General features: G+C 33.6%; 19 protein-coding genes and 2 pseudogenes. 12 read left to right on the top strand and 9 right to left on the bottom strand.

Going from position 1 to position 16,537, the window contains the following annotated elements; translation table 11 throughout:
- Nucleotides 1-127: pseudogene (locus tag NYG92_RS03830) on the bottom strand (hydrogenase formation protein HypD); the annotation flags it as partial.
- Nucleotides 128-185: 58 nt separating this feature from the next.
- Here NYG92_RS03830 and NYG92_RS03835 point away from each other — a divergent pair.
- Nucleotides 186-1,454 carry an adenosylmethionine--8-amino-7-oxononanoate transaminase gene (locus tag NYG92_RS03835; protein ID WP_289233586.1) on the top strand — a complete coding sequence of 423 codons (1,269 nt, stop codon included), beginning with the start codon at nt 186-188 and terminating at the stop codon, nt 1,452-1,454.
- On the opposite strand, the gene NYG92_RS03840 is transcribed toward NYG92_RS03835, so the two are convergent.
- The 3 genes and pseudogenes from NYG92_RS03840 to NYG92_RS03850 all read right to left on the bottom strand — a co-directional run.
- A complete protein-coding gene (locus tag NYG92_RS03840; protein WP_289233587.1) occupies nt 1,444-2,040 on the bottom strand; it encodes a dethiobiotin synthase in 597 nt (198 codons plus the stop codon). The two genes, NYG92_RS03835 and NYG92_RS03840, sit on opposite strands and share 11 nt — an antisense overlap.
- Complete coding sequence (locus tag NYG92_RS03845; protein ID WP_004277372.1) at nt 2,040-2,354, bottom strand: DMT family transporter; 315 nt, start codon at nt 2,352-2,354, stop codon at nt 2,040-2,042. The genes NYG92_RS03840 and NYG92_RS03845 overlap by 1 nt, the downstream gene beginning before the upstream one ends.
- A 62-nt stretch (nt 2,355-2,416) precedes the next feature.
- A pseudogene (locus NYG92_RS03850) lies at nt 2,417-2,749 on the bottom strand (DMT family transporter); the annotation flags it as partial.
- A 116-nt stretch (nt 2,750-2,865) separates the two neighbouring features.
- On the opposite strand from NYG92_RS03850, the gene NYG92_RS03855 reads away from it, so the two are divergent.
- The 9 genes from NYG92_RS03855 to NYG92_RS03895 all read left to right on the top strand — a co-directional run bounded on the left by NYG92_RS03855 (nt 2,866) and on the right by NYG92_RS03895 (nt 10,911).
- Nucleotides 2,866-3,900 (top strand): isoaspartyl peptidase/L-asparaginase family protein, encoded by a 1,035-nt coding sequence (locus NYG92_RS03855; protein WP_270960456.1) that lies wholly within the window; start codon nt 2,866-2,868, stop codon nt 3,898-3,900.
- A 105-nt stretch (nt 3,901-4,005) separates the two neighbouring features.
- Nucleotides 4,006-5,244, top strand: a complete 1,239-nt coding sequence (locus NYG92_RS03860) for an anthranilate synthase component I family protein (protein ID WP_289233588.1) — start codon at nt 4,006-4,008, stop codon at nt 5,242-5,244.
- A complete protein-coding gene (trpD, locus tag NYG92_RS03865) occupies nt 5,241-6,836 on the top strand; it encodes an anthranilate phosphoribosyltransferase (protein ID WP_289233589.1) in 1,596 nt (531 codons plus the stop codon). Before NYG92_RS03860 ends, trpD begins: the two co-directional genes overlap by 4 nt.
- Nucleotides 6,823-7,425, top strand: coding sequence for a phosphoribosylanthranilate isomerase (locus NYG92_RS03870; RefSeq protein WP_289233651.1), 603 nt, complete (start codon nt 6,823-6,825; stop codon nt 7,423-7,425). Before trpD ends, NYG92_RS03870 begins: the two co-directional genes overlap by 14 nt.
- Nucleotides 7,422-8,600: a tryptophan synthase subunit beta gene (gene trpB, locus NYG92_RS03875; RefSeq protein ID WP_289233590.1), complete on the top strand. Its 1,179-nt coding sequence runs from the start codon at nt 7,422-7,424 to the stop codon at nt 8,598-8,600. Before NYG92_RS03870 ends, trpB begins: the two co-directional genes overlap by 4 nt.
- Nucleotides 8,593-9,342 carry a tryptophan synthase subunit alpha gene (gene trpA / locus NYG92_RS03880; RefSeq protein ID WP_289233591.1) on the top strand — a complete coding sequence of 250 codons (750 nt, stop codon included), beginning with the start codon at nt 8,593-8,595 and terminating at the stop codon, nt 9,340-9,342. The genes trpB and trpA overlap by 8 nt, the downstream gene beginning before the upstream one ends.
- A gap of 66 nt (nt 9,343-9,408) precedes the next feature.
- Nucleotides 9,409-9,837, top strand: a complete 429-nt coding sequence (locus tag NYG92_RS03885; protein ID WP_270960451.1) for a hypothetical protein — start codon at nt 9,409-9,411, stop codon at nt 9,835-9,837.
- Nucleotides 9,830-10,144, top strand: a complete 315-nt coding sequence (fliN, locus tag NYG92_RS03890) for a flagellar motor switch protein FliN (RefSeq protein WP_270976686.1) — start codon at nt 9,830-9,832, stop codon at nt 10,142-10,144. The genes NYG92_RS03885 and fliN overlap by 8 nt, the downstream gene beginning before the upstream one ends.
- Nucleotides 10,145-10,170: 26 nt before the next feature.
- Nucleotides 10,171-10,911 carry a hypothetical protein gene (locus NYG92_RS03895; RefSeq protein WP_289233652.1) on the top strand — a complete coding sequence of 247 codons (741 nt, stop codon included), beginning with the start codon at nt 10,171-10,173 and terminating at the stop codon, nt 10,909-10,911.
- Here the strand turns inward: NYG92_RS03895 and NYG92_RS03900 are convergent.
- From NYG92_RS03900 to rpsU, 5 genes are all read right to left on the bottom strand, one after another.
- Nucleotides 10,908-12,365: a Ppx/GppA phosphatase family protein gene (locus tag NYG92_RS03900; protein WP_289233592.1), complete on the bottom strand. Its 1,458-nt coding sequence runs from the start codon at nt 12,363-12,365 to the stop codon at nt 10,908-10,910. The genes NYG92_RS03895 and NYG92_RS03900 overlap by 4 nt on opposite strands.
- Entirely contained in the window at nt 12,366-12,611 is a 246-nt protein-coding gene (locus NYG92_RS03905; RefSeq protein WP_004277384.1) for a YfhL family 4Fe-4S dicluster ferredoxin, read from the bottom strand.
- A gap of 105 nt (nt 12,612-12,716) precedes the next feature.
- Nucleotides 12,717-13,388, bottom strand: a complete 672-nt coding sequence (hsrA, locus tag NYG92_RS03910) for a homeostatic response regulator transcription factor HsrA (protein WP_289233593.1) — start codon at nt 13,386-13,388, stop codon at nt 12,717-12,719.
- Nucleotides 13,389-13,474: 86 nt separating this feature from the next.
- Nucleotides 13,475-14,077 (bottom strand): UPF0323 family lipoprotein, encoded by a 603-nt coding sequence (locus NYG92_RS03915; protein WP_257433811.1) that lies wholly within the window; start codon nt 14,075-14,077, stop codon nt 13,475-13,477.
- A 93-nt stretch (nt 14,078-14,170) separates the two neighbouring features.
- Entirely contained in the window at nt 14,171-14,383 is a 213-nt protein-coding gene (gene rpsU, locus NYG92_RS03920; protein ID WP_002780697.1) for a 30S ribosomal protein S21, read from the bottom strand.
- A gap of 156 nt (nt 14,384-14,539) precedes the next feature.
- On the opposite strand from rpsU, the gene ccoG reads away from it, so the two are divergent.
- Nucleotides 14,540-15,913, top strand: coding sequence for a cytochrome c oxidase accessory protein CcoG (ccoG, locus tag NYG92_RS03925; protein ID WP_270966152.1), 1,374 nt, complete (start codon nt 14,540-14,542; stop codon nt 15,911-15,913).
- Nucleotides 15,903-16,532 carry a TetR/AcrR family transcriptional regulator gene (locus NYG92_RS03930; RefSeq protein WP_289233594.1) on the top strand — a complete coding sequence of 210 codons (630 nt, stop codon included), beginning with the start codon at nt 15,903-15,905 and terminating at the stop codon, nt 16,530-16,532. Before ccoG ends, NYG92_RS03930 begins: the two co-directional genes overlap by 11 nt.
- The last annotated feature ends 5 nt before the right edge of the window (nt 16,533-16,537 follow it).

Here is a 16,537-nt window from a genome sequence, read left to right on the forward strand (position 1 = left end):
AACCTCTAAATTCAAAATCGCAAGGCTTGAAATATTTTTGAACCAAATTTTGTGCCTTGACATTACCCAAGCGACTCACAACCCTTGAGTATTGATTATAAATTTCGGCTTTTTGGGCGTTTTTTTGTAAATTTAAGCTTAGTTATTAACTTTTAAAATTTATATTGTTATAAAAAAGGAAAATTATGTTAAAAGAGCTAGATTTATTATACCTTTGGCATCCTTGCACACAAATGAAAGACCACGAAAAAATCCCCCTAATCCCTATAAAAAAAGCACAAGGAGTATGGCTTTACGATTTTGATGATAAAGCTTATATAGACTGCATTAGCTCTTGGTGGGTGAATCTTTTTGGTCATTGTAATCCTGAAATTTCAAACGCCATAAAAACTCAACTTGAGTGCTTAGAACATGTGCTTTTAGCGGGTTTTAGCCACGAGGGTATTATTAGGCTTTCTCAAAGGCTTTGTGCTTTAAGTGGCTTTGATAAGTGCTTTTATGCAGATAATGGCTCCTCTATCATCGAAGCCGCTCTTAAAATGAGCTTTCATTATCATCTTAATAAGGGCAAGAAAAAGAATAAGTTTTTATCCCTTACAAATTCCTACCACGGCGAAACTTTAGGAGCTTTAAGCGTAGGTAATGTCAAGCTTTATAAGCAAACTTATAATCCATTATTTTTAGAAAATTTAAGCACAAAAGCCCCAAGCGGAGAAGATTATGAGGAGGCTTTAAAAGAGCTTAAAAGCACCCTAGAAAAACACGCAAATTCTCTTTGTGCTTTTATCGTAGAGCCTTTAGTGCAGTGTGCTGGAAATATGAATATGTATCATTTTGGCTTTTTAGACGAAGCGATTAAGCTTTGTCATCATTTTGATGTGCAGGTGATTTTCGATGAAATTGCCGTTGGTTTTGGTCGCACAGGAAAGCTTTTTGCTATGGATTATTGTAAGGAAAAGCCCGATTATCTCTGTCTTTCTAAGGGCATTACGGGGGGCTTTTTGCCTTTGGCTGTGGTTTTGGTAAAAGATGAAATTTATAATGCCTTTTACGCACCTTATGAGGATAATAAAGCCTTTTTACACTCGCACTCTTACACGGGTAATGCCCTTGCCACAGCAGCAGCTAATGAGGTTTTAAATATTTTTGAAACGCAAAATGTTTTAGAAAAAAACGCTAAATTAAGCCTTTTCATTAAGCAAGAATTTGAAAAACTTAAGGAATTTGATTTTTTAAAAAATTTTAGACAACAAGGTATGATTTACGCTTTTGACATCATTTCTCAAATTCCTAGAGCTGGACTTTTAGTCTATGAAAAAGCCTTACAAAAAAAGCTTTTGCTAAGACCGCTAGGAAATACCATTTATTTTATGCCACCTTATATCATTACAAAAGATGAAATTTCTTATGTTGTAGATAGTTTGATAGAAATTTTTAAGGAATTTAAAGCTTAAGAAAAGTTTCAACTTGACTTTTAAATTCCTTATTTTCTATATTTTTTGCATTAAAAAAAGAAAGATTAATGATAGGAATTTTTGCATAGCTTTTAATAAATTCATCTTGCAAAGGCTCTTTTTCCCCCATCATCGCCAAAAAAAGTATGGGAATTTGCCTCATTTTAAGCGCTTCTATACTTAGTAAAATGTGATTAATACTCCCAAGATAATAACGCCCCACTAAAATAGTCGGTTTTTGAAATTTTTGCATAAAATCTATCATCGCAAAATTTTCATCAAGAGGCGTGAAAAGCCCACCGGCTAATTCTATTAACAAATTTTCATTATTGGGAATTTGTAAAGAAAAAGCCTGATAATTTGCTTTTTCTTTTATCTTAGCTAAATGTGGTGAAGTGGGTGTTTGAAGTGTAAAGCCCTCTTTTAAAATGCGTGTTTTAGGGCTTAACTTAGCAATTAAATCACTATCTTTTGGAGTGCCAGCTTGTATGAGTTTAAAATAATCATAGTTTAAATTTGCACAAAAAGCCGCACTAAAATGCGTTTTCCCAGCGTCTGTATGAATCCCACTAATATAAATTTGCATTATGAAATCCACTTCAAGCCTACGCTTGAGGCTAAGATAAGTCCTAAGAAAAAAAGCTTCATTAAGCTTTTGCTTTCTTTAAAAAACACCACGCCCACTATCACGCCTCCAGCCGCTCCTATGCCTGTCCATATCGCATAAGCAGTTGCCATAGAAATTTCACGCATAGCCAAAGAAAGAAAGCCAAAGCTTAAAGAAAACTGCATTAAAATGGCAAGGAGGTAGATTTTCCGTTTTGTAAGGACAAGTTTTTTCATCGCTATCACGCCCAAAATTTCCATACACCCAGCTAAAAAAAGAAAAAACCAGCTCATTTTTTCTCCTCAAAATCTAGTCCCAAATCCTGCGAAAGTTCCTCCACTAAAGCTTCATCATTTTCTCTACTGACAAATTTAAGTCCCACCACGCCCAAAAGCAAGATGAAAATTAAAGAAATTTTAAGCAAAGAAAAAGGCTCATTGAAAAAGAGCATTTCAGCCAAAACCACTCCCGCTGTGCCTATACCTACAAACACCGCATAAGCCACGCTTACCTCAATCTTTTGCATAGCCACCACGGCACAGCAAAAGGAGATCAAAATCCCACAACCCGTTAAAACATACCAAATAAGCTCATTGGCATATTTTAAGCCACTCACCCAAAAGCACTCCACAAAACCGCCCAAAAGCACCAAACACCAAGCTAAATTAACACTGACTTCTTTTTTCAAATTCAAGCCTTTTGTAAAAATAAGGAGCGAATTTTAGCATAAAAAATTGATTTACTATACATTTATAATTTTAAATGAAAATTTTATGACTTTTAATTTTATCAAAAGGAGAAGTGATGAATTTGGTAAAAGGTGGCAAAAAAGCCTTGTTGGTAATGGCTAGCCTTGCGTTTTTAGCAAGTGCAAATCTTTATGCGAAAGATTTTAAGCCTGTCATTGTAATCCACGGAGGAACAAGCGGTTTAGGTCTTACAAAAGAGGAATTTGCTAAAAGAGAAGTGGTAATGAAAGAATCGCTTAAAGCTGGTCAAAAAATTCTTGAAGCTGGTGGAAGCTCAACCGATGCTGTAATTGCTGCAATTAAAGTAATGGAGGATAGCCCTGAATTTAATGCAGGTAAAGGAGCTGTATTTACCGCTGATGGCTATAACGAACTTGACGCTTCATTAATGGATGGGAAAACCTTAAATGCAGGTGCTATCGCTATGGCAAGAACGATTAAAAATCCTATCGAGGCGGCAAAAGTGGTTATGGAAAAAACGCCACATACCCTAATTGCCGGTGAAGGTGCGGATAAATTAGCCAAAGCAAATGGCTTAGAAATCGTCAAGCAAAAATATTTCTACACAGAACACCGCTATAAACAATTAAAAGAAGCACAAAAAAGCAAAGAAGTTTTACTCGATAGTGATAAGGCTAAGGCGCATTTAGGACTTAGCACAGAGCCTTATTTAGGAACAGTAGGAGCAATCGCCTTAGATAAAAATGGAAATTTAGCCGCTGGAACAAGCACAGGCGGAACGACAAATAAAATGACCGGACGCATAGGAGACTCCCCTATCATAGGAGCTGGAAATTATGCAAATAATGATTCTGTTGCTGTTTCTTGCACAGGGACGGGCGATATTTACATAAGAGTGGCAGCAGCACACGAAGTCGCAGCCCTTTACAAGCATAAAAAATTATCTATCCAAAAAGCAGCAGAAGAAACCATTAAAGAGGTAGCAGAACTTGGCGGAATTGGTGGCATTATCTCAATCGATAAAAATGGTAAAGTAGGATATGCTTGGACCAAAGATAAACTTGGAATGTATCACGGCGAAGCTAGAGTTGGTGAAGAGCCTAAAATCTTTTGGCCTGTGGCTAAATAATCAAAGTGCCTAAGCTTAGGCACTTCCTTCTTAAATACTTCTTTAAATAAAATTTGATAAAATGATAATTTAAACTTTCTATAAGAAAACTTAAGGGAAATACTAATGCTTAGCAAAGATGTCAATTTTTATTATAGACAAATTTTAGAAAAATATCCTAATTCTTATTTTACACAGGATTTAAATAAGGTTATTATTGGGATTGATTGTGAATATTTAGATGCTAATTCTATAACATTTAGCGAATTAAAAGCTAAATTTTATGAGTGTGCGGCAAGAGAAAAATTATGCGAATATGCGGGTTTTTTTGGGGTTTTGAGTGCAGATTTTATTCATTTGTTTGAAAATTTGCCCTCTTTAGAGCGTAAAAATTACGATTTCCCGCCCTTTTTATTTGCTAATGCTAAGGCTTATTTGCTCTATGAAAAAAACAGCAAAATGTTTTTTAAATTTGGAGAAAAAACTTATTTTGATTTCTTAGATGATCATTTTAAAATTCCTCCTAAAAACAAAGCTGAATTTAGCATTTTAAACGACTTAAAAGAAGAGAAAGAAAGCTATGAAGCTATGGTCGAAAAGGCTAAAGAATATCTTTTGAGTGGAGATATTTTTCAAGTCGTTTTAAGCAAACAACTTTGCATTAAACATAATCTTAAGCCTTTTGATTATTATGAGGCTTTAAGCCTTGAAAATCCTAGTGCTTATATGTTTTATTTCCCTACTCAATATGGCGTAGTTTTAGGCTCATCGCCTGAGCTTTTACTTAGCATTAAGCAAAAAGAAATTTTTACAGCACCCATAGCTGGAACAAGAAATTTAGACGCAAATAGCAATTTAGAGGCGTTAGAAAAAGATCTTTTAAGTGATGAAAAAGAATTGAGTGAGCATAGAATGCTTGTAGATTTAGCTAGAAATGACATCTCTAAATTTGGTAAAAATACTAGAGTTGAAAAACTTTATAATGTCCTAAAAAGCAAATATGTGATGCACATCGTTAGCGAGGTTTATGCTAATTTAAGAGAAGAAGCCAGCATTTTTGACGCTATTGGCGCACTTTTTCCAGCAGGGACTCTAAGCGGTGCACCTAAAATTCGTGCCTTAGAAATCATCAGTGAACTTGAAAATCTTAATCGTGGCGTTTATGGCGGTGCGGTAGGCTTTTTAAATTTTAATGAAAATGTCGTTTTAGCTCTTATCATACGCTCTGCCTTTTTCAAAGATGACAAAGCCTACATTTCAAGCGGTGCAGGTATAGTGCTAAAAAGCGAAGCAAAAAAAGAATATGATGAAATTTGTGCCAAAAGAAAAGCTTTACTAACGACATTTGAAAGGCTTGCAAAATGATACTTTTAATCGACAATTACGACTCTTTTGTTTATAATATTAAATTAATGCTTGAAAGGTTAAGTAATGATGAAATTAAGGTCGTTAGAAACGATAAAATAAGCCTTAGCGAAATCAAGACTTTAAATCCTTCTCATATCATTTTAAGTCCGGGTCCAAAACACCCAAAAGATAGCGGAATTTGCCTTGAAATTTTTAAAGCAAAACTAGAAATTCCTGTGCTTGGAATTTGTTTAGGGCATCAGGCTTTAGGACTTAGCTTTAATGCTAAAATTAAAAGACTTCAAAACATAGCTCACGCAAAAAGCTCCACACTTACTATACAAAAAGAAAGCATTTTGTTTAAAAATTTGCCAAAAAGCTTTAACATTATGCGTTATCACTCTTTAGAAGTTGTGGAACTTAGCGAGGATTTAGAAGCTCTGTCTTATAGTGAAGATGGAGTTTTGATGGCGATGAGGCATAAAAATTTGCCTTATTTTGGGATACAATTTCACCCAGAAAGCTATTTTAGTGAGTATGGTTTGCAAATTTTCTCTAATTTTCTCAATGAAAATAAAAAAGAAATAAAGCAAGATAAAAATTTAAATCAATACCTGCATAAACTCAGTGAAAATATCGCCTTAGAAAGTGAAGATTTTAAAAATATTTGCGAATTTATAATGAGTAAAGAATATGAGCCTTTGCAAATCGCCGCCCTACTCATACTCATCACAGAAAAATCACTCAATCAAAAGTCTTTAAGTGCTTTCGTGCAAAATATCTTGCGTTATTCTAAAACCTTTAGTGATGAAAGTGAGATGATAGATATTTGTGGCACTGGGGGCGATGGCTTTAAGAGCATTAATGTCTCGACGGCGGTAGCTTTTATCCTTGCGTCTTTGGGGGTAAAAGTCGCTAAACACGGCAACCGCGCAGTATCTAGCTCAAGTGGAAGTAGCGATGTTTTAGAAGCTTTACAAATTCCAATCCCCTCATCTTTAGAGGAGGGTTTAAAACTTTTAGAGGAAAAAAATCTTAACTTCTTTCACGCGCCATTTTTTCACCCCTTAGTAGGCGAACTAAGAGAAATTCGCTCTAAGCTAGGAGTAAGAACGGTGTTTAATGTCTTAGGTCCCTTGCTGCATCCAAATTTAAAGCTTAAATATCAGCTTATGGGAAATTATCACGCTCCAGTTCATAGGCTTTTGGCTGAAGTCTTAAAGTCTCTTGGAAGAAAACACGCCTTAGTGGTAAGGGGAAATGATGGAATGGATGAGCTTAGCATTTGCGATGAAAGTAAAATTATAGAATTAAAAGATAATGAAATTTATGAATATAATATTGCCCCCGAGCAATTTGGCTTTAAAAGGGCTTTTCATAGTGAAATTTTAGGCTCAAGCCCTGAAAATAATGCTAAAGATTTAGAGCTTATTTTAAGTGCAAAACTTAAAGGTGCAAAATTTGATATAGTCGTTTTAAATGCGATGTTTGCACTTTATACCGCTAATAAAGCAGCAAGTCCTTTGGAGGCTAAAGATATAATTTTAGAGGCTTTAAATTCGGGGCTTGTATATGAATTTTTTAAAGCTTATCAAAATGACAAAGCTTAAAATTTGCGGCATAAAAGACATTTTAAACGCTGAGCAAATCAGTGGCTTAGAACAGATTAATTATCTAGGTTTAATTTTTGCTCAAAGTGTGCGAAAGGTCGATGAGAAAACGGCGATAAAACTCTCTCAAATCATCCATAAAAATCATAAAAAAGTCGTGGGGGTTTTTGTCGATGAAAGCTTAGAATTTATCCTTAAAATAGCTCAAAATGCAGAGCTTGACGGCGTGCAAATTCACAGACACATCGCTCAAAAAGATTTCGAAATTTTGCAAAAAAATAAACTTTTCGTTTGGCAAGTCATTAGCGTAGGAGAAAATCTTCAAATGCCTAGTCAAATTTATGCAGATATGACTCTTTTTGACACTAAAGGTAAATTTAAGGGTGGAAATGGGATCAGTTTTGACTGGAATTTGCTAAAAGATTATAAACAAAAATTTGGCATAGCTGGAGGTATAGGAGTGCATAATATCCGCGAAGCTAAAGCTTTAAATCCCACTCTCATCGATGTTAATTCTAAGGTAGAAAATTCGCAAAGTTTAAAAGAACTTGCTAAAATTAAAGACTTAATTAAGGAGTTTCAAAAATGAAAAAAAGCTATTATGGAAATTATGGGGGGCAATTTTTACCAGAAAGTGCGATGTTTGCCCTAAATGAGCTTGAAAAAGCTTTTTTGAAATTTAGCAAGGATAAAGAATTTAAAAAAGAATTAAACGAGCTCTTAAAAAATTATGTTGGACGCCCAACTCCTCTTTATTACGCTAAGAATTTAAGCAAAATTTACGGACATAAAATTTATCTCAAAAGAGAAGATTTAAATCACACAGGCGCACATAAAATCAATAATGCCATAGCTCAAGCCTTGCTTGCTAAAAAAATGGGTAAGAAAAAAATCATAGCCGAAACAGGCGCCGGACAGCACGGACTAGCCACTGCTACTGCTGCGGCACTTTTGGGACTTGAGTGTGAAATTTTTATGGGTGCTGTCGATGTGCAAAGACAAGCTTTAAATGTCTATAAAATCGAACTTTTAGGTGCGAAAGTTAATGCCATTGAAAGCGGGCTTAAAACCTTAAAAGAAGCTACAACAGCGGCAATTCAACATTGGGTAAGTGATATAAAAAATTTATTTTATGTCGTAGGAAGTGCGGTTGGTCCTTATCCCTATCCTAAAATGGTAACGCATTTTCAAAGTGTCATAGGCAAAGAGTGCAAAATGCAGCTTAGAAAGCTTGGTAAAAAGGCTGATTATATCATCGCAGCAGTTGGTGGAGGTTCAAATGCAGCGGGAATTTTTAACGAATTTTTAAATGATAAAAGCGTCAAACTTATAGGCGTAGAGGCTGCGGGACTTGGCATTGATACGCCTTATCATGCTGCAACTTTAACTAAGGGAAAAACGGGCATTATTCACGGAATGAAAACTAAGGTTTTGCAAGATGAGTTGGGGAATATACTGCCCGTGCATAGCATTTCTGCGGGGCTTGATTATCCCGGAGTGGGACCTTTGCACGCACATTTGTTTGAAAGTAAAAGGGCTAAGTATGAGGCAATTAGCGATGATGAGTGTATAAGGGCTTTAAAACTACTTTGTAAGGAGGAAGGGATTATCCCCGCTATCGAAAGTTCGCACGCCTTAGCTTTTTTGGAAAAACTCTGCCCCACTCTAAAGAAAAAAAGTGTGATTATCGTTAATCTTTCTGGGCGTGGGGATAAAGATATGACAAGCATTAGAGCTTATAAAAAAGGAACAATTTATGGTTGATTTTAGAAAATTTTATAAAAACAAGGCAAATATTGCTTACATTGTGATGGGATATCCTAATTTAGATATGAGTGTGAAATTTATCAAGCGTTTAGATGAGTGTAATATCGATATTTTAGAAGTTGGTGTGCCTTATAGCGACCCCATAGCCGATGGAGAAATCATTGCAAACGCTGCTAACAAAGCTTTAGAAAATGGAACAACCATACATAAAATATTAGAAAAACTAGAAAAAATCGAAACTAACAAAGCCCTAGTTTTTATGGCGTATTATAACTTAATCTTTGCTTATGGATTAAAAGCCTTTGTAAAAGCGGCTAAAAAGGCTGGAATTTGTGGTTTAATCGTGCCTGAGTTAAGCTATGAAGAAAGCAGCGATTTAAAAAAAGAATGCGACAAAGAGGGCTTAGTTCTCATCACTTTCATCAGCCTTACAACACCAAAAGAACGCATAGCTAAACTTTGCAAAAATGCAAATGGCTTTATTTATCTTTTAGCAAGCATAGGACTAACGGGCGGAAAATCTTCTCGTAATGAACTTTTGGTGAATAAAATTGAAGAAATTAGAGCCTATACAAAACTGCCTATTTTTGTAGGTTTTGGCATAAAAAATTGTGAAGATGTTGAAAAAATTCACAAAATTAGCGATGGAGCTATTGTCGGCACAAGTATAGTTAATGAATTTCAAAATGAGAACATCGATGAAGTGATAAAAAATGTGAAAGAAATCTTTAAAAAATAACCTTTTAGTTAATTTTTACTTTTTTTATAATATAATGTAAATTTAAAGTTAGAATAAGGAGCTTAAATGTTAAAAATACTTGAATATTCCATTACTCATTTTTGTGAACATATTTTAAGACTACGCATAGAAAAGGGTGAAAATATCGGTGGTGAGCTTTATGGTGCTTCTATACCTATCGAAGGGACTAAGGGTAACGAGTATGATTTTTACCTCTTTTTTCCTAAGGAAGCCTTGAAAAAATTCGCCGATGTTTTAATAAGTGATTATAAATTTAAAGAAGACGATTGGTGCGATCTAACAAAAGAATGTGCAAATCAAATCATAGGTTATGCTAAAAATTTACTAAATGACGCTAAAGGTGAAGATGAATACAAGCTTGGCATACCAGAATATTTAGGTCGTATAGATTTTTCTACAATTAAGCTTGATGAGTCTTTGACTTACTCCATTGACAATTACAATTTTAGAATAGGCTTTAAAAAATATGAGTGATGAAGTAATCGAAGATATCCACGATGCGCATGGTCTTTTAAATTCCTATGAGGACATTTTAGATATCACGGTGGATTTTGTTAGTGAGCTAGGCACTACCAATATGAGCGTATCAGAGCTTTTAAAACTTGAGGTCGGTTCTGTAATAGACCTTGAAAAGCCTGCGGGGGAAAGCGTGGAGCTTTACATCAATAAGAGAATTTTTGGAAAAGGTGAAGTTATGGTCTATGAGAAAAATCTAGCCATAAGAATTAATGAAATCCTCGACTCCAAAACGGTCTTACAATACTTCAAAAAAGAAATTTAGTGAAAAAAATTTTTCTTTTACTTTTAATGACTATGCCTCTTTTTAGCGCTAAACTCATTAATTATAATATTTATGATAGAAATGACAGAGTTGATTTAATGCTTTCTTTTGATAGTGCTTATCAAGGTAAAATTTCCCAAAAAAAAGAGGGAGAATTTGCCCTTTTAAGCTTTGAAGGACTTGAAGCTAAAGAAGAGCTTAAAAGTTTAAATTCTAAACTCATCAATAAAATTCAAATTAGCTCTAAAAATAATGCAACTCACATTATGTTTCAAACAAAAGAAAAGCTAGACTTTAGCCTAAGCACAATCAATGACAAATTTGGACTTCGCATAAGAGCCTTACCTGAAGGTGCAAATCTTCCTTCACTTTCTCAACCCATTAAGCAAGAAGCGGATAAACAAAACGATTTAATGCCTAAACCCAAAGATATTGAAAGTTATGATTATACAAATTACATACTTGTTATGCTTGTTTTGGTGCTTTTACTTATAGTTTTATGGTGGCTTAAAAAAACAAATGTGAATTCAAAAAATTTTGGCGGAATTAAATTTCAAAGAAATATAGATAGAAATAATCAGCTTGTCGTTTTAGATTATGAAAATAAACGCTATGTTTTAATCATAGGAAATTCAAATCTTCTTTTAGAAAGCAAAGAAATACCGCAAGAAGAAGCAAAGGTCAATGAGGAAAATTTCAACTCTTTCTTTGAAAATAACAAAAGAAAAATTCAAAATATCATTTTAGAAAAGCAAAAGAAAGCTTAAGGAATTTGATTGATAACAAGAGTTAGAGAAATGGACTTTGATATTTTCTTAAGCTCTTCTTTGGCTAAATTTAATTCCTTATCCTCGTTATAAATATATAAAGTGCTACCTAATAATTTAAAAGAAACCTTATCTTCATAATTTAACGCTTTTGCTAAAGCCAGAAGAAAACTTAACCAAGTTATAATTTTAGTATTAGGTAAAAGTTGCCTCAAAGGATCATTGCTATAAGGATTTGATTTTTTGCCATTTAGTCTAATAATCGTAGCGATTAAAACTTTATCTTGGTGCGAAAATCCATAGCTTAATCCACCCAATATAAAATTCATAGCGTGTTCATTAGCAAAATAAAAATTTAAATATTCGCCTATATGAGAAAGCTTTGCGGCATTTATCAAAATGTTTCTATATCTTCTATTTAAATAATGCAAATCTTGCAAAACATCAAAAAGCTGTGAAGCAAAATGTGGAGTTTTATAATTTAAATCCTGCTTTAAAAATCGATCTTGCAAAGACTTTAGGCTAGGATTAAAATTAATAGGAAAAGTGTGATTTACCCTAAGCAAATCTTTTAAAAAAACTCCTTCGCGTATGCCAACTCCACTTGTAATAACCTGCTTACTTTTAAGCCTTTCTGCGATTTTAAGAAAAATCAAAGTACCCTCTTGAATAGTATCAAAACGCTCTTTTTTAATGCCAAAATTTGTTAAAGCCTGCGCGTCCGCATTGAGCATTTTTATAATATGCTGTTTTTCACTCTTAAAATCATAACGATAATCGTGCAAATTTTTTAAAGGATAAGAATTTTTTTGCATAATGGAATTGGAAATAGCTCTCAAGCTTCCACCTATGGCTATAAGATTATCATTGCAAAAATGCGTAGGAATTTGTTCTAAAATAGGCTTTAAAAACGCTTCAATATTGCCCAGCTTATTAGTATCGTAAAAAAGCTCCTTAAGTCTTACCGTGCCTATATCAAGAGAGATGTAATCTACAATTTTATTATCCTTAATCAAGCAAAGCTCACTTGATCCGCCACCTATGTCGAGTGTAGTAGCATTTTTAAAAGGGCTAAGTAAATTTAAAGCAGCCAAGCCTCCCAAATAGCTTTCACTCTTTCCATCGATACAGCGAATGTTTAATCCTAGCCTTTCCTTAATTCTTTGAATAAAATCCTTAGAATTTGGTGCATCTCTTAAGGCTGAAGTCCCCACAATAAAAATTTTCTTACACTTATGCTTATAAGCACACTCCTTAAAATATCTTAAGGCATCTTCAGCCCTTTGCATAGCTTCTTCTTGTAAAATTTTACCATTATTATAGGCATTTTCACCAAGTCTTACTTTTCTTTTAAATTCCGCAGCCGTATAAAAACCATAGCGTGAAGTTTTTTCAAATACTATCATTCTTATAGAATTTGAACCTAAATCCACAACAGCTGTTTTTTTTGCCATTTAATTTTCTCTATGACGACTTTTAAGACGAAGTTCTTCTATGGTTTCACTATTGTCAGGGTCTGGTATAATGCACTCATAAGGGCAGGCGACTATACAAGCAGGTTCGGAAAAATCATTCACACACTCAGAACAAAGATCGGGATCAATAACATAAATGGGGCTATTTTCACAAATAGCATCATCAGGACATTCTTCCCTACAAGCATCGCAACAAACACAATCTTTTGTGATTAAAAGAGACATTTTTACCTTTCACAATAAAATAATTTAACCTTATACAATAAGAAAACTTAAAGAAAATATAAACTAAAAAACAAAGGGGAAAATTTGCACCATAAGGTGCAAAAATTAAAATTTTTTAGGGAAGCAAAAACGATAGCCCCTACGACGAACCGTTTCTATGGTAGAGATATTAAGCGGCTTATCCATTTTTTGACGAATTTGATTAATAGCTACTTCAATAACATTTGGCGTTACAAGCTCAGGTTCCTCCCAAATCGCATCTAAGAGCTGCTCTTTAGAAACAATTTGATCAGAATGCCTTGCAAGATGTGTTAGCACCTCAAAAGGCTTACCTTTAAGCTCAATATCTTGCCCTTTATATGTAATTTTTTCTTCATCTGGGTCTATTGTCAAATCTTCTATTTTAATCACATTTGTTCCGCCAAGTCTTAGCCTTGCTTCAATTCTAGCTAAGAATATATCAAAATCAAAAGGTTTTTTGATAAAATCATCAGCACCCAATTTTAAAGCTTTTATTTCATTATCCTTATCTGCTTTTGAAGAAATAATAATCACAGGAGTGCGAGGAGACTTTTGTTTAACAAGACGAATAAGCTCCGCCCCATCACCATCAGCTAAGGTCCAGTTCGCCAAGACTAAATCATAATGTCTAATACCGATGAAGTATTCTCCATCCTTAAAATTCTCAGAAGAATCACTTTGATAGCCAAATTGAGCAAGGTTTTCCACTATGCTCTTGTTAAGACCTATATCATCTTCTATAATCAAAATTCTCATTTTTTATCCTTTATATTTAAGAAAATTTTAAAAAGTATAACACAATTTAAGTTAATATTTATTTTTTCATTACATTTTACTTAAATTTATGAGCCAAAATTTGAATTGTTTGTTGTTGATTTTGAACCACCACCAAAAAAGCCCGATTTTGTTCCAGCCTTACTAGCACCTGCTGTTCCAGCTTTATTAAAACTATTCATACTTCTTTGATAAGCACTTTGATTTGAAAAAGCTCCTCTTTGCTGATTTGCAAAATTTTGATTATTAAAAAGCTTTGAGCCTATCCAGCTACCCAAAATTGCTCCCGCCGCACTTGCTAACAATGTTTCTCCAAGACTTAAGCCTCCACTACTTATTTGAGCGTTATCTTTGGTTAAATTTGAAGTTCCCTCATCTATTTTCGCTGCCTCTTCCTTAATAAGAGCGTCCATTTCTTCTTTAGTTAAAACTCTTTCCGTTCCGTCAAGCTGCTGTAAAACAACTCTAGTTTCAGCACTTGGAAACTGCTCTTTGATTTTGTATTGATTAGGAGCTGTTTCCTCTATAATGACAAAAGCACCTTGTTGAGCGTTTTGTGTGCTTTCACTTGAAGTTTGAGTTGAATCATTGCAGCCAACCAAAGCCCCAGCAGCAACGGCTGTTAAACCACTTATCATACCGATTTTGAGGATTTTTTGAATTTTTGACATATTTTCCCTTTAAATTTAAAATCTAAAGGAATTTTAACGCAAAATAATAAATTAAGAGTTTAAAAAATGAAAAAGCCCTTACGGGCTTTAAGATTAAAGTCTTGATTCGTAGCGTCTTAGCATATAAAGTCTCTTAAGCATTTTTTTACGAGCTGAAATTTTTTGCTTTTTACGAATTTCAGTCATAGGCTCAAAAAACCTTCTTGCTCTCACTTCAGTTACAACAAGATTTCTATCAACTTGTTTTTTGAATTTGCGATACGCTTCATCAAAAGACTCGTTAGGATGCACCTTAATACCTGGCACGACCCTCACCACCTTTCTTCATAAAAATTTATGAGGCGAAATTATAATAAAATAAAGTAAATTTAACAAAAATGATATAAATAAAATTTTTATTTAAGAATTGTTTTTGTTTATTTGCATTACAATTAATAAAAACTAAACACAAGGAGTTCTTCTATGCAAGGACACATCACGCATTACACGCAAAAAAGATATATTTGGTATCTTATCACTACCATTATTATTTTTACCCTACCTTTTATAAGAATTAATGATAATCACTTTTTTCTACTAAGTTTTGACCACAAAAAGCTTCATTTGTTTTTTACCGCTTTTGATACTCAGGAATTTTATCTTATGCCCTTTGTACTTATTTTGCTTTTTTTAACTATCTTTTTTGTTACAACTTTAGCTGGTAGAATTTGGTGTGCGTGGAGTTGTCCGCAAACTATATTTCGTGTGATTTATAGAGATATTATTCAAACAAAACTTTTAAAAATTCGCAAAAATATCAATAATAAACAAAAAGAATATGAAGGGCAATTTTTTAAAAAATTCTTAGGCGTATTACTTTTTTACCTTATTTCTATCGTGGCTGTAAGTAATTTATTATGGTATTTTATACCACCTGAAGATTTTTTCATTTATATACAAAATCCAGAAGAACATTTGCTTTTGTTTGGAATTTTATTTTGTGCGTCTTTATTTTTGACCTTAGATATAACCTATCTAGCGGAAAAATTTTGCATTTATGTTTGTCCTTATGCAAGAATTCAATCTGTAATGTTTGACCGCGATACTATGCAAGTGATTTATGATGAAAAAAGAGGTGGTGTGATTTATGATGGGAAAACTAAGCTTTATAAAAAACCTCCACAAGGTGAGTGCATAGGCTGTGAAGCCTGTGTGAGTGTATGTCCTACGCACATTGACATTAGAGCTGGGATGCAGCTTGAGTGTATTAATTGTTTAGAATGTGCTGATGCTTGCTCTACTATACAAAGCAAATTTAATCGACCAAGTTTGATTAACTGGACAAGTGCGAAGGCTATGCAAACGCGTGAAAAAGTGAATTATTTTAGATTTAGAACCATAGCTTATGCTGGAGTTTTAACCATAGCTTTAATTGCACTTTTTGTTATGGGCTCTAGAAAAGAAAATATGCTCCTTAATATCAATAGAAGCACGGAGCTTTATAGTATCAAGCATAAAAATAATGTTTTGCAAATTACAAATGCTTATACCTTCTTATTTCAAAATACAGATAGTAAGCCACACGAATATTATTTTGAAGCTACTTTGGAGGGGGTGGAAAATGGAGTTAAAATTCTAAGACCAACCAAGCCCTTTAAACTAGAAGCTGGAGCAAAAGATAAGAAAATCATTGTCCTAGAAGCCCTTAAAGAATTAGCTAATGATAATCAAAAAGACACAATTTTTTCACTTAAAATCAAAGCCTACGCCCTTGATGACCCAAACATAGTCGTATATAGAGAAAGCATTTTTGTCTATCCAAAAAGCACTCTTTTAAAAGGAAAAAATGGTGAATAAAAGAAGCAAAGAGCCATCCGTAAAAGTTCTAGCAAGACAAGAAAAAATCAAAGCTGTCGCCCTTGAGCTTTTTCTTACCAAGGGCTACACGAAAACAAGCTTGAGTGATATTATTAAAATTTCTGGCGGGTCATATTCTAATATCTACACCGCTTATAAAAATAAAGAAGGCTTATTTTTTGAAATCTTAAATGATGTTTGCAAAAGACATTTTGAGCTTTTAAATTCTAAAATTAAGGAAAGTGAAAGCAAAAGACTTGAAGATATTCTTTATCATTTTGGCTTGACTTATGTGAAAATTTTTAATCAAAAACAAACCACAACTTTTGGCAAAATTATCTATTCCCAAGTTTATAATGAAGATAAAAATTTGGAAGAGTGGATTAAAAATAATGAGAGAAATTTCGCTCACAATATCCTTGTTTCTTGCTTTAAAAATCAAAAAGAAGACTATTTTAAAGCAAATGCGGAAAAGCTTGCAACTTTATTTTGCACAATGTTAAGAGAGCCATATCACACTCTAAACATACTCATTGACACTAAGGTTATGAGTAAAAAAGAACAAAAAGAACATGTGAATTTTGTAGTTGAGCTTTTTTTAAATGGGGTTAAAAGATAATTTTT

Origin of the sequence: Campylobacter felis (assembly GCF_030250085.1) — a bacterium.
In the GTDB taxonomy this organism is placed as follows: Bacteria; Campylobacterota; Campylobacteria; order Campylobacterales; family Campylobacteraceae; genus Campylobacter_D; species Campylobacter_D upsaliensis.